At 63.6% G+C, this 12,428-nt stretch carries 12 protein-coding genes; 5 read left to right on the top strand and 7 right to left on the bottom strand.

Annotation, left to right across the window (positions count from 1 at the left end):
• Positions 1–243 precede the first annotated feature (243 nt).
• The 3 genes from KIH45_RS13120 to KIH45_RS13130 are packed head-to-tail and all read right to left on the bottom strand — an operon-like array spanning position 244 to position 3,391.
• Positions 244–1,335, bottom strand: a complete 1,092-nt coding sequence (locus tag KIH45_RS13120; RefSeq protein ID WP_213176496.1) for a mechanosensitive ion channel family protein — start codon at positions 1,333–1,335, stop codon at positions 244–246.
• A complete protein-coding gene (metC, locus tag KIH45_RS13125) occupies positions 1,332–2,561 on the bottom strand; it encodes a cystathionine beta-lyase (RefSeq protein ID WP_213176497.1) in 1,230 nt (409 codons plus the stop codon). The genes KIH45_RS13120 and metC overlap by 4 nt, the downstream gene beginning before the upstream one ends.
• The gene (locus KIH45_RS13130) at positions 2,561–3,391 is read right to left on the bottom strand and encodes a sulfurtransferase (RefSeq protein ID WP_213176498.1); all 831 of its coding nucleotides are present in this window, start codon (positions 3,389–3,391) and stop codon (positions 2,561–2,563) included. Before KIH45_RS13130 ends, metC begins: the two co-directional genes overlap by 1 nt.
• Before the next feature lie 98 nt (positions 3,392–3,489).
• On the opposite strand from KIH45_RS13130, the gene queF reads away from it, so the two are divergent.
• On the top strand, positions 3,490–3,951 hold the full coding sequence (gene queF / locus KIH45_RS13135) for a preQ(1) synthase (RefSeq protein ID WP_213176499.1): 462 nt from the start codon (positions 3,490–3,492) through the stop codon (positions 3,949–3,951).
• A 16-nt stretch (positions 3,952–3,967) separates the two neighbouring features.
• On the opposite strand, the gene KIH45_RS13140 is transcribed toward queF, so the two are convergent.
• A complete protein-coding gene (locus KIH45_RS13140) occupies positions 3,968–4,573 on the bottom strand; it encodes an exopolysaccharide biosynthesis protein (RefSeq protein ID WP_213176500.1) in 606 nt (201 codons plus the stop codon).
• A gap of 168 nt (positions 4,574–4,741) precedes the next feature.
• On the opposite strand from KIH45_RS13140, the gene KIH45_RS13145 reads away from it, so the two are divergent.
• The 4 genes from KIH45_RS13145 (at position 4,742) to KIH45_RS13160 (ending at position 10,785) form a co-directional block, all read left to right on the top strand.
• Entirely contained in the window at positions 4,742–6,061 is a 1,320-nt protein-coding gene (locus KIH45_RS13145; protein ID WP_213176501.1) for a NupC/NupG family nucleoside CNT transporter, read from the top strand.
• A gap of 57 nt (positions 6,062–6,118) precedes the next feature.
• Positions 6,119–7,045: an isopenicillin N synthase family dioxygenase gene (locus tag KIH45_RS13150; protein WP_213176502.1), complete on the top strand. Its 927-nt coding sequence runs from the start codon at positions 6,119–6,121 to the stop codon at positions 7,043–7,045.
• A 303-nt stretch (positions 7,046–7,348) separates the two neighbouring features.
• Positions 7,349–9,853 carry a TonB-dependent receptor gene (locus KIH45_RS13155; protein ID WP_213176503.1) on the top strand — a complete coding sequence of 835 codons (2,505 nt, stop codon included), beginning with the start codon at positions 7,349–7,351 and terminating at the stop codon, positions 9,851–9,853.
• Between the two features lie 128 nt (positions 9,854–9,981).
• On the top strand, positions 9,982–10,785 hold the full coding sequence (locus tag KIH45_RS13160) for a S1/P1 nuclease (protein ID WP_213176504.1): 804 nt from the start codon (positions 9,982–9,984) through the stop codon (positions 10,783–10,785).
• Here the strand turns inward: KIH45_RS13160 and KIH45_RS13165 are convergent, their stop codons facing one another.
• From KIH45_RS13165 to KIH45_RS13175, 3 genes are read right to left on the bottom strand one after another with little or no spacing between them, the layout of a single operon-like run.
• Positions 10,786–11,424 (bottom strand): NrsF family protein, encoded by a 639-nt coding sequence (locus KIH45_RS13165; RefSeq protein ID WP_213176505.1) that lies wholly within the window; start codon positions 11,422–11,424, stop codon positions 10,786–10,788.
• Between the two features lies 1 nt (position 11,425).
• On the bottom strand, positions 11,426–11,956 hold the full coding sequence (locus tag KIH45_RS13170) for a sigma-70 family RNA polymerase sigma factor (RefSeq protein ID WP_213176506.1): 531 nt from the start codon (positions 11,954–11,956) through the stop codon (positions 11,426–11,428).
• A complete protein-coding gene (locus KIH45_RS13175) occupies positions 11,953–12,411 on the bottom strand; it encodes a DoxX family protein (protein WP_213176507.1) in 459 nt (152 codons plus the stop codon). The genes KIH45_RS13170 and KIH45_RS13175 overlap by 4 nt, the downstream gene beginning before the upstream one ends.
• Positions 12,412–12,428 lie beyond the last annotated feature (17 nt).

Here is a 12,428-nt window from a genome sequence, read left to right on the forward strand (position 1 = left end):
CCCAACCGTCTTCTTTTCCGCACTCACTCTGGCCGCAACAGTGCTCTTCTGGCTGTGATCAACGAGTCCTGAGCCTACGACAGTCTCCGCGGGCGTTTCTGCCGGTTCGGAGCAGGCGGCAAGTGCGAGTGTGCCGGCAGCGGCAGTAAGAACAACTGTAAATTTCATTGAATATTCCCCCTTGGTATTCAAACCGCGGGGAAGGTTGCACCACGCTGAAGGGCGGTCAAGCGATCATCGGGGTTAGTCTTTGCCCCTGTCCTTGCTGTTGTCTTCCAGTCGTTGCGCAATGGCGGAGATAAGCTGTTCGAACTGTTCATTGCTGCGCAGGTTTATATCGCGTTGCGGGAACGGGATTTCGATGTCGTTTTCCTGGAACAGGTCCCAAAGTTTCTTCAGGACTTCGGACCGGACATTGCCGACACCTTCTTCCGGATCGCGTATCCAGCAATGAATGACGAAGTTGACCGAACTGTCGCCATATTCAGACAGCCAGATGCTGGGCGGTGGCAGTTCAAGCACGCGCTTGCAGCTTTTCGCAGCCTCCAGCATCAGCTTTTCAGCAAGCTTTATGTCGCAGTTATAAGAAACGCCGACCGCGACCTGCATGCGCACGTTCCTGCTGGAATAAGACCAGTTTTCGACCTGGTTCACCATCAGGTTTTCGTTCGGGATCAGGTATTCACGTTCGTCACGCGTGGTGACCGAAATCGCGCGTATGCCGATCTTGCGGATCTGGCCGAACGTCTCGTTCCCTGCCATGTCCGACACCGCGATCACGTCGCCCGGCTTGATCGAACGGTCCATCAGCAGGATCATGCCGGCGATCAGGTTGCCGAAGGTTTTCTGCAGACCAAAACCGATGGCAAGGCCGAACGCGCCGGAGAAAACGGCAAATGCGGTCAGGTCGATGTCGAGCAGGTCGATGCCGATCAGGATCGCAAAGGCCCAGACGGCCAGTGTCGTCAGCTTTTCGGCCAGCAGGCTTTGCGTAGGCGAAAGGCGCGTCATGCGTTTCAGGGCCGCATGCGCCATCTTGCTGCCAACGCGGGCAAGGATCAGCACGAAAGCGATGACGAGGACGACGACCAGCACGGTCCAGAGCGAGAAACGCGTGTCCCCGACCGTCACGCCGAAACTGTCGAGTTGCTCGATGATCTGGGCGATCGTCATCGACTGTTCGGCGACCGCTTCCTTGATCTGGTCCGCGCCTTTCAGCGGGTCCGTCGCCTCGACCGTGTCGGCCGCCTGCGTCGCCGTCGCCGCGACCTGATCGGTGACAGAGGCTGCGGTCTCTGTCGTTTCAGGTGCCGGTGTTTCGGCGGTTACGGTCATGCGCGGTCCATCCTCTCGAATGCCTGTTCCAGATCCGCGATGAGGTCGGCGGGATCTTCAAGGCCGATGGACAGGCGTACCCCCAAGGTGCAGCCCTGGTCTACCCCCGCGGGCGGCCAGCTTGCGACCGACCGGTCCTTGGCGGGATTGGTGGGGAGGGTAAGGCTTTCGAACCCGCCCCACGAATAGCCGATGCCGAAGAGGTCCAGCGCATCGATGAAACGGGCACGCGCATCGGGATCGGCGGTCTTGAGGACGAAGCCGAACAGCCCGCACCCGCCGACGAAATCGCGCTTCCAGAGCTCGTGCCCCGGCGCGCCTTCGAGCATGGGGCAAAGCACCGCCTCGACCTCGGGCCGATGGGACAGCCACTGCGCGATGGCGAGCGCGCTTTCGCTTTCGCGCTGCAGCCGGACTTCCAGCGTGCGCAGGCCGCGCAAGGCGAGCGCAGCGTCGTCTGGCGAGACGACTTGCCCCAGCTGCTGCGCAGTGCGGCGCAGGCGGCGGTAAAGCCGTTCGGTCCCGGTCGCCGCGCCCATCATCAGGTCGGAATGGCCACCGACATGCTTGGTCAGCGCATTGACCGTCCCGTCGCAGCCAAGCTCGATCGCGTGCAGCCCTGTCGGCCCCGGCCAGGTATTGTCGATCAGCACCCACGCGCCTGCCTCCTTGGCGATGGCGACAAGCGTGGGAATGTCGCAGACCTCGAACGAGAGGCTGCCCGGTGCTTCGAGGAACAACGCTTGCGCGCCGTCGGCGATCAGCGCGCGGAAAGTATCGATATCGAGCGGGTCGAAGAACTTCGTCGTGACGCCGAAGGTCTTGAGCAAGCCCATACCCATGTTGCGCGTCGGGTCATAGGCGTTGTCGGTGACGAGCAGCGTGTCGCCCGGCCTCACGACCGACAGCAGCGCGCCTGCAATCGCGGCAACGCCGGACGGATAAAGCACCGTCCCATGCGCGCCGGGTTCGAGCGCGGTGAGTGCTTCACACAGCGACCACTGCGTCGGCGATCCGCGACGGCCATAGAAGAACTTGCCGTCCTCGTTCGTCTTCGGACCTTCGGCCAGCGCGGCGCTGTCTTCGTAAAGATGCGTGCTGGCGCGCCAGACGGCGGGATTGACCACGCTCGCCGGTTGGCCGGGAATGCCGGTCCACTCCGCGCGCCGACCGGCGGTGACGACCTTCGTGCCGGTCTTCAGGTCCTTGCCATCGCCTTTCGCCATCAGGCCGCGCCCGTGGCCTTGGGGGTGGCGGGGTCGGACGCCCACTCGCTCCAGCTGCCGTCATAAAGTGCGCTGGCTTTGTCGAGCCGCGCAAGCCCCAGCGACAGCACCGCCGCGGTTACGCCAGACCCGCACGAAGTGACGATGGGTTGCGACAGGTCCAGCCCCGCGCCGATAAACTCGCCCTCGATCGCGGCGGCGTCCTTCATCGTGCCGTCCTCTTCGTAGAGCATCCCGATAGGCAGGTTGCGCGCACCGGGAATGTGGCCCGTCGGTTGGCCTGCGCGGATTTCCTCTGCCTCGCCCGTAAAGCGCGCTGCGCCGCGTGCGTCGACGACCTGTTCGGCCCGGCTTTCGACGTTGGCGAGCATGGCCGCCTTGTCGCGCAGCAGGCTGTCATCGGCGCTGGGCGTGAATGTCGCTGGCGCGGGGGAGGGCACGTCCTGCGTCTCGGCGCGCCCTTCCGCCTTCCACTTCGCCAGCCCCCCGTCGAGCACGTGGACATCCTTACCGAACATGCGGAACAGGAACCACAACCGCGCCGCGGAATGCAGCGCACTGTCATCGTAGATTACGACCGTGCTGTTATCGCCAACGCCCAGTTCGCCCATACGCGCGGCGAACGCATCCGCCTTGGGCACCGTGTTGTCGAGCGGGCTGTCGGGATCGGCAATCGTGCCGAAGCCCACGAAGCGCGCACCGGGGATGTGCCCCGCGGCATATTCCGCCTTCGCATCGCGGCCCGTGTCGGACAGGTGATAGCTCGCGTCGAGCAGCACGACTTCGTCGAGGTGATCGGCAAGCCACTGGGTCGAAACGAGCATGTTCATCGCGGGCAATCTCCAGGTCTGCATCGGGGTTAGCCTTCGCCCCCGCCCCTTGCCAAGGCGCTTGAGCGAATTGCCCCCGCGTGCGAAAGGCGCATCCCATGTCAGACGAACAGCTTTCCCCGCTCCATCTGGGGCAGACCAGCGCACTTCCCGCCTCGCCGGATGAGGCCGTGCTGGATTACGTGCCGAACCCGCGTGTCGGCTCGCTCTATCTCACGCGCTTTGCTGCGCCTGAATTCACTTCGCTGTGCCCCGTGACCGGCCAGCCCGATTTCGCGCATATCGTGATCGACTATGCGCCGGGCGAAACGATCGTGGAATCGAAGTCGCTGAAACTGTTCCTCGGCTCGTTCCGCAACCACTGCGGTTTCCACGAGGACGTGACCGTGGGTATCGGCCAGCGGCTGGCTGACGAGATGAAGCCCGTCTGGCTGCGCATCGGCGGATACTGGTATCCGCGCGGCGGCATTCCCATCGACGTCTTCTGGCAGACCGGCACACCGCCCGAAGGGTTGTGGGTGCCCGATCAGGGCGTCGCGTCCTATCGCGGACGGGGCTGATCATTCGGGGGAAGGGCTAGCCGCCTGAGCTTTCCTCGCCGCCCATCATCGAAAACCCTATGCCGAACGCGGCAAGGCTGAGCCCGATTGCGACCAGCATCAGCAGGCCGTCGCGCACCATGAGGGCAAGGCCAAACGCGGCTATGGCCAGCATCGGACCTGCCGCCGCGAATGGCAGTAATTCAAGCGGCGGGGTCAGGACGCACAGCCCGATGATCAGCAGGGCGGCGATCTTCACCGGGATACCCTTGGTCAGCACTTCCAGCCGGCCATGGAACCACTTGTCGAGGAAGCCTGCGATCTTGCGCAATTTCTCGCTCGACTTCTCGACCTTTTCGGCGCTGACGGAACGGCGCTTCACGAAGCCGGGCAACCAGATGTGATCGCGCCCGAACAGGATCTGCACCGCGATCAATGCGATGACGGCTGAAAAGAATGTCGGGACGCCGGGTATTCCGCCGATGGGTGTCACAACGATCAGGGCGGGCACCAGGATGAAGGGGCCGTAGCTACGGCTCCCAATCGCATCGAGCACGTCGCCGATCGAGACCTCGTCGTTCTGTTCCGCCACCTCGTCGAGGCAATCCAGAATCTCGCACACGCTGTGCGGGTTCTTCGCCATCGTAATCCCCTGCCGCCAAGGGCACCGATCGCCCCGTCTTCGCCTGATAACGCGCAACTGGCGATCTGGTGCCGGGCATCGGCGGTCACACCCGCTTTGCATCGCGGCAAACTTGTGTCTAAAGGTTTCGCCCGCGACCAATTACTTCGCGGGAACACTCTCCTTCACATGCCCAGTCAGCTCATCAGCCTTGCCGGCATTGCCGTCATCCTTGGCATTGCCTTTGCCCTTTCCACGGCCCGCCGCCGTATCCGCCTGCGCGTCGTTGGGGCCGCCTTTGCGCTTCAGGCGCTGATGGCGCTGCTCGTCCTGCGCACGCCGTGGGGTGTTGCCACGATCGGCGCGATGAGCCGGGGCGTGTCGAACCTGCTGGGCTATGCCGGAGAGGGCACGAAGTTCATCTTCGGCCCGCTGGCCAGCCCGGAAATCGGCGGCAACAGCTTTGCCATTGCGGCGCTGACGGTCATCATTTTCTTCGCCAGCCTTGTCTCCGTGCTCTATTACCTCGGCATAATGCAGTTCGTGATCCGCTGGGTCGGCGGTGCGATTGCGTGGATTACGGGCATCAGCCGCGTCGAATCGCTGGCAGCGGCGGCCAACATCTTCGTTGGCCAGTCGGAAAGCCCGCTGGTCGTGCGTCCCTATCTCGCAGGGCTCGCTCCCAGCCGCCTGTTCACGATGATGTGCGTGGGCATGGCCGGTGTCGCGGGTACGATTCTTGCCGCCTATGCCTCGCTGCTGGGGGAGGAATACCTGCCGTTTTTGCTGGCCGCTGCCTTCATGAGCGCGCCGGGCGGCATCCTGATGGCCAAGATCATCATGCCCGACACGGACGAACCGGGTGCCGCCGCCGAAGGCGAGCTGGACCTTCCCGAAGGCCGGCGTAGTGGTGAGGGTCCTGCTGCCCTGATGCCCGAAGGCGGGAAGCAGAGCGACGACGTTCCCGACGCGCATGACGACGAGGAAAAACCCGCGAACATCCTGATGGCAGCAGCCCAAGGCGCGCAAACGGGCGTGAAGATCGCCGTTGCCGTCGGCGCGATGGTGCTGTCCTTCGTCGCGCTCGTGGCGCTGGCCAATGGCCTGCTTTCGGGTGCGGGCGAACTCGTCGGTCTCGAAGGGCTGACGTTCCAGGCGATCCTCGGCTGGATATTCTCGCCGGTCATGTTCCTGCTGGGTATTCCGTGGCAGGAGGCGCAGATCGCGGGCGGGCTGTTCGGCACCAAGATCGTGCTCAACGAATTCGTCGCTTTCATCGACCTCGGCGCGCTCGACGCATCGGCGCTCAGCCCGCGGGCGCGCGCCATCGCGACCTTCTCGCTTTGCGGCTTCTCCAACTTTTCCTCGATCGCCATCCAGATCGCGGTGATCGGCGGGCTGGCACCAAACCAGCGCCCGGTCGTTGCAAAGCTGGGCCTTCGCGCGCTTGCCGCCGGTTCGCTCGCCAACCTGATGAGCGCGGCTCTTGCGGGGCTTTTCCTCGCCTGAGGCGCTGGCTAAGGGCGGGCAATAGTTTCAACTGATACGAATCGACAGGTAATACCCATGACCAGCCCGATTGCCGCCGTCTCGCTGACCGACCCGATCGAGGATCTTGCCGACAAGCTAGGCGCAAGCTTCGGCGAATATGGCTTTGCCGTGGTGCAGGATCACGGCATCGATCAGGACCTGATCGCCAAGGCGGAAGAGCTTTCGCGCGCCTTCTTCGCGCTTCCCGAAGACGTGAAGCGGTCCTACTTCATCGCCGGCGGCGGCGGTGCGCGCGGTTATACGCCGTTCAAGACCGAAGTGGCCAAGGGCTACGACAAGAAGGACCTCAAGGAATTCTGGCACATCGGGCGCACCCTGCCCGAAGGCGATCCGCTGGCCGATTACATGGCACCGAACGTCTGGCCCAAGGAAGTCGAGGATTTCCGCGAGACGTTCGAGACGCTCTTCGCCGAGTTCGAGAAGGCCGGCGCCAAGATCCTGTCCGCGCTTGCCGTCCACCTTGGGCTCGATCCCAACTGGTTCGATGCCACGGTAGAGAAGGGCAATTCGGTCATGCGCCTGCTGCACTACCCGCCGATCGAGAATGCGGACGGCGCGGTGCGTGCAGCGCCCCACGGCGACATCAACACGATCACGCTGCTGCTGGGCGCAGAGGAAGCGGGCCTTGAGCTGCTGTCGAAGCAGGGCGAATGGATCCCGGTCCAGCCGCCCAAGGGTGCGCTGGCGGTCAACATCGGCGACATGCTCAGCCGCCTGACGAATGACAAGCTGCGCTCCACCATCCACCAGGTCCGCAACCCCGAGGGCGAGCGTGCGCAGCACTCCCGCTATTCGATGCCGTTCTTCCTGCACTTCCGTCCCGACTTCCTGATCGAGACGCTGCCTTCGTGCATCGATGAAGAGCATCCGGACCAGTATCCGGACTCGCTGACGGCACACGATTTCCTGGCAATCCGCCTCAAGGAAATCGGCTTGATGTGACAGGTGATTCGGCTTGCAGCTTGCCAAGCACGGTCTGTCGCACCTTAGGTTTCTGTTGAAATCAAAATAGCTGGTTTATGTGGCATTGCAGCAACACCGGCTGCAAACCGTAGGAAAACGGCGGTTTTCGGCCTCTAAACAGGCATTTCGTGCTGCGTTGCGGCGACGGGGCGAGGGCCTTTTCGCGTGATGTCACATTGCAGTCGCGAAACGGAAAAAATAACGACGCATCGCGCTTCTAAGCGGCCCTCGTCCGAGGGAAATTACCGTCGGGATCGAATCACAATTCAGGGACTCTCTCCAATGAAGACCATGCTGCTTCGCAGTGCTGCGCTGATCGCTGTTGCGATCCCGGCCACTGCCCATGCCCAGTCGACCGGCTCTGTCGACTTCGAGGACGAAATCATCGTCACCGGCTTCCGCGTCGACAACGTCGGCGGCGTCGAAATTCCGGATACCCCGAAGGCCAAGCAGGTCCTCGAGCAGGAAGTCATCCGTCGCCAGCGCCCCGGCCAGACTGTCAACGACATCGTCAACCTCGTCCCGGGCGTCAGCTTCCAGAACAACGACCCCTGGGGTTCGTCGGGCGGTGGCTTTACCGTTCGCGGCTTCGGCGCCGACCGCGTTTCGCAGACCCTCGACGGCCTGCCGCTGAACGATTCGGGCAACTACGCGCTCTACACCAACCAGCAGGTCGACTCCGAAGTGCTGGAATCGGTCAACGTCAACCTCGGCACGACCGACGTCGACAGCCCGACCGCATCGGCTTCAGGCGGCACGATCAACATCCGTACCCGCGAACCGGGTGACGACATGGCGATCATGGCGACGATGACCTTCGGTGACGTGCTGGCCAAGAACGACTTCTCGGACAGCCTCTACACCCGCGGCTTCTTCATGTTCGACACCGGCGACATCACCGGTTCGGGCCTGAAGGCTTTCGGTTCGGCCAGCTACACCACCTATGGCGTGCCCTACAATCCGTATGGCCGCGTCAACAAGACGCAGCTCAACGGCCGCATCTTCCAGGACCTGGGCGACAACGGCGACTTCGTGTCGGTTGCCGGTCACTGGAACCAGAACCGCAACAACTTCGCCGGTTCGGAAAGCCTGAGCGATCTGCTCGGCTACTACGACGGCACCTTCACCAAGGCTGACCGTTTCAACGTTTACGAAGGTTCGGGTGTCTATCCGTGCTCGGTCGGGACCGACGTTCTTGCCGTCGAAAGCGGCGATGCAACCGGTTCGCCGGGCGACAGCGTCGACTATGACGACCGCAACGGTTGCGGCGCTGCATTCTACCGCCGTTACAACCCGTCGGACACGGGCAACATCCGCGGTTCGTCGCGCTTTACGCTGGCCGACGGCCTCGTGTTCACGTTCGACCCGAGCTACCAGTATGTTAAGGCAAACGGTGGCGGCCCCGACGATCTTCGTGAATCGTTCTTCACCCCCTGGGGCGGCACGACCGGCCTGACCGGTGCGTTCAACGGCGGTTACTACTTCGGCCGTGACCTCAACGGCGACGGCGACATGGACGACGAAATCGCCGGTAACGACCCCAGCCAGACCCGCACGAACCGTTACGGCGTCGTCGCGAACCTGATCTACGACCTGGCGCCCGAACACCGCGTGCGTCTGGCCTACACCTGGGACCGTGCACGTCACCGCCAGACCGGTCAGATCACCTACATGAAGGGCAACGGCGAGATCAGCGACGTGTTCGCGATCGACAACCCGCTGCTCGACGTGAACGGCCTGGAAGTGAACAAGCGTGACCGTCTGTCGTACGCGATCCTTCACCAGGTTTCGGGTGAATATCGTGGCCGCTTCCTCGAAGATCGTCTGACCACGGTCCTCGGTCTGCGTGCGCCGTTCTTCAAGCGCGAGCTGAACCAGAATTGCTACACGACCTCGATCAACGGCTTCGTCGACTGTCCGAACCCGGGTCAGGACCTCAGCGAATACGAAGCGCTGAACCCGGACTACGCCCTCCCGCAGTCGCGTACCTACAAGTACGACAAGCTGCTCCCGAACCTCGGCTTCACGTTCGAGTTCGTCGACAGCGCGTCGGTCTTCGGTAACTACGCCAAGGGCCTCTCGGTCCCCGGCACGGACCCGCTGTACGACTCGCTCTACCTGGCCGACGACGACTTCGCGCGTCCGGTTCCGGAAACGACCGACAGCTTCGATCTCGGCTTCCGCTTCCAGCAGGGCAAGATCACCGCGCAGGTTGCTGGCTGGTACACCCGCTACAACAACCGTCTCGCCACCGCGTTCGACCCGAATGCGAACAACGGCGAAGGTGCGTACGTCTATCGTAACCTCGGCCGTGTCGATAAGTACGGCGTCGACGCCTCGATCGCTTTCCGTCCGACCAGCAACACGCTGCTCTATGTCTTCGGCTCGCTCAACGAATCGGAGATCAAGGACGACATCGTCACTGACGACGGTGTGCTGGCAACCGGTGGCAACACCGAATCGGGCGCTCCGAACTACTCGTTCGGTGCACGCGGCCAGATCGCGTTCGGCGACTTCGAACTGGGTGCCCAGGCGAAGCGTACCGGCAAGCGCTGGGTCAACGACCTCAACGAAGCCCGCACCCCGGCATACACGCTGGTCGACCTCGACGCTCGTTACACGATCGCCGAATTCCCGACCGGTGGTGACGTTGCGGTTCAGCTGAACATCACCAACCTGTTCGATGAATACTACATCGGCTACTTCGGTGGTTCGCTGGATGACTTCGGCTTTGCCCAGATCGGCGCACCGCGCGCCGGCAGCATCTCGCTGATCATCGGCTACTAATCGAAGAGGGGCGGGCCTCGACGCATCGGGGCCCGGTCTGCAAGAAGTAATGGGGCGGCGGCATTCCACCGGGATGTCGCCGCCTTCGTGTTTGCGCACGGCGCGTGCGAAAGTTAGGAGCATCATCCATGCGCAAGCCCATGATTCTCGCCGCAATCGGCCTCGCCCTTTCCCTGCCCACGACCGCCCATGCATGGGGCCAGCTTGGCCACCGCATCGTCGGCCAGATCGCGGCAGACAATATCGACGGGCGGACTGCGGCGCACATCGCGCTCATCCTTGGCCATGGCGAAACGCTGGCCGAAGGCGCGACTTACCCGGACGAGCAGAAGTCCGATCCGTCCGAGTACTGGCAGAAGACGTCCTATCCCTGGCACTGGGTAACGGTGCCTGCTGGCGAGCACTATCACGACGTCGGTGCGCCGGAGGAAGGCGATGCCTACACCGCGCTCCGGAAATTCACCGCGACGCTGCGCGATCCCAAAGCTTCGCGTGAGGACAAGGCGCTGGCCCTGCGCTTTATCGTCCACATCGTCGGCGATCTTCACCAACCGCTGCACAACGGCAACGGCACCGATCGCGGCGGCAACCAGTTCAAGCTGAAGTGGTTTGGGGACGATACCAACCTGCACTCGGTCTGGGATACGGCGCTGCTGGAAGGCAACGGCCTCTCCTTCACCGAATATTCGGACCGGCTGGAAGCGCACATGACCGATCAGGACAGGATCGTGTGGTGGGATGCCCGCCCCGAGACGTGGATGGCCGAAAGCATCGAACTGCGCGACCAGATCTATCCCGAAGGCGAAACGCCCTCGATCGGCTATTTCTACCAGTGGAAGTGGCGTCCGGTTGCCGAACACCGCCTCTCGCAGGGCGGGATCCGCCTTGCCGCCTATCTCGACTGGGTCTTCGCGGGCGAAGCTGCCGAATAACTACCAGCGCATGTATCGGGCGAGGACGAAGCGCCCGACCAGCGCCGCGACGATCACTGGCGCGGCGTGCCATAGGCCCAGGTGGATGACCGAGTTGAACGGGCACGACAGGCCATAGGCCACCGTGCCCAGCGCGCCCGCGCCCGTGCCAAGCATCAGTCCGGCGCGTTCCGGCGATACCGGCGCGCCGCGCTTCAGCCAACGGAACTGCACCGAACCCGCGATCATCGCGGCGATCAGCCCGAACAACACGCAAAGCGGCTCGTCCCAGTGATAGGGCACTGGCCCCGCGTGCCCGGCCACTGCGGCGACGCCTGCCACGGGAATGACGGCGGCCATCACCATCGCCCAGCGCGGCCCGTCATGCTCTGCCCCCACGCGCGGCGAGGCCATCGCGACGACGGCGAGCGTGCAGGCGATGCCGAGCAGCAGGAGCAGCAGGTTCGTGACGACGAAAAAGGCCGAAAACTCGCCCTCCATCAGTCCCGACCGCGCGCCCAGCAGGACAAGCACGACGGCGACGGTAACGACGAAGGCCGCCAGCGCCTGAGCGAGCCCGCGGCCCTTTCGCATCGGTTGGACAGGCGCGCTGTCTTCGGCAAGTTCGTCGATCAGCGATCGCATGTCGGGGGTATTCATCTCAATTTGCCTTCTCGACGAGCGCGGACAGCTTTTTCAGCCCGCGATGTATGTTCACTTTGACCAGCGACTGGCTCTGTCCGGTCCTTTCGGATGCCTCGGCGATCGAGCACCCTTCGATCCGCACCAGTTCGATCACTTCGGCCTGCGCGGGGGCAAGCTGTTCGAACAGGCGGTCGAGGCTGACGCGCGCGATCACCACATCCTCGTCGCTTTCTTCGGCTGCGCTGTCCTCGTGCAGTTCGGACGTGCGGCCGCGATAGTCGGCGCGCAAGTGGTCCAGCCAGCGATAGCGCGCGATCGCCGCCAGCCACGGAAAGAACGCGCGCGCAGGATCATATGTCGCGCGCTTGGTGTGGAGCGAGACGAGCACGTCCTGCACGAGATCGTCGATGCGTTCGGGCGCGATGCGCCTGCGAAAATAGCGGCGCAGCCAGCGCGCGACTTCCTCCAGCAAGGCCGCATAGGCCCGCTTGTCGCCCGTCTGGGCCGCACGCATCAACCGCGCCAGAGTGGCCTCGTCCCCCGTCACGGGCGCGACCATAGCGCGAGCGGCGCGTCGAGGGAAAACAGTCCTGCCCCGCGCGAGACAAGCACCAGCGCGAGCGCGGCCCAGATCACGTGCACCGTCCACCACGCTTCGGGATAGACGAAGATCTGGATCACCAGCGTCATGCCCAAGAGCGCCAGCGCCGACAGCCGCGTGGCAAGGCCCAGAACGATCAGGACCGGCAGGAAGAACTCGGCCAGCGTCGCCATCTGCGCGGCAAAGGCGGGGGGCAGGGGGACGGACGAATATTCGTATTCGAACAAGTAGCGGGTCGCGTCGCTGACTTGCAGCCACGTGCCTTCCACCACCTTGCTTCGCCCCGATCGCCAGAACACGCCGGCGAGCGCGACGCGCGCGAACAGCAGCGCAACGCCTTCCACCCAGCGCGAGCCGAGCAGGCGGGTCGCATCATGCCAGTGGCTTGCAATCATCCGCATCGCCTTTGCCCCCTTCG

It is taken from the genome of Croceicoccus gelatinilyticus (genome assembly GCF_018398395.1).
Lineage (GTDB): Bacteria > Pseudomonadota > Alphaproteobacteria > Sphingomonadales > Sphingomonadaceae > Croceicoccus > Croceicoccus gelatinilyticus.

Coding starts and splice junctions, on each gene's coding strand:
- KIH45_RS13120 (WP_213176496.1), bottom strand. CDS start 1,335: ATGACCGTAACCGCCGAAACACCGGCACCTGAAACGACAGAGACCGCA.
- metC (WP_213176497.1), bottom strand. CDS start 2,561: ATGGCGAAAGGCGATGGCAAGGACCTGAAGACCGGCACGAAGGTCGTC.
- KIH45_RS13130 (WP_213176498.1), bottom strand. CDS start 3,391: ATGAACATGCTCGTTTCGACCCAGTGGCTTGCCGATCACCTCGACGAA.
- queF (WP_213176499.1), top strand. CDS start 3,490: ATGTCAGACGAACAGCTTTCCCCGCTCCATCTGGGGCAGACCAGCGCA.
- KIH45_RS13140 (WP_213176500.1), bottom strand. CDS start 4,573: ATGGCGAAGAACCCGCACAGCGTGTGCGAGATTCTGGATTGCCTCGAC.
- KIH45_RS13145 (WP_213176501.1), top strand. CDS start 4,742: ATGCCCAGTCAGCTCATCAGCCTTGCCGGCATTGCCGTCATCCTTGGC.
- KIH45_RS13150 (WP_213176502.1), top strand. CDS start 6,119: ATGACCAGCCCGATTGCCGCCGTCTCGCTGACCGACCCGATCGAGGAT.
- KIH45_RS13155 (WP_213176503.1), top strand. CDS start 7,349: ATGAAGACCATGCTGCTTCGCAGTGCTGCGCTGATCGCTGTTGCGATC.
- KIH45_RS13160 (WP_213176504.1), top strand. CDS start 9,982: ATGCGCAAGCCCATGATTCTCGCCGCAATCGGCCTCGCCCTTTCCCTG.
- KIH45_RS13165 (WP_213176505.1), bottom strand. CDS start 11,424: ATGAATACCCCCGACATGCGATCGCTGATCGACGAACTTGCCGAAGAC.
- KIH45_RS13175 (WP_213176507.1), bottom strand. CDS start 12,411: ATGCGGATGATTGCAAGCCACTGGCATGATGCGACCCGCCTGCTCGGC.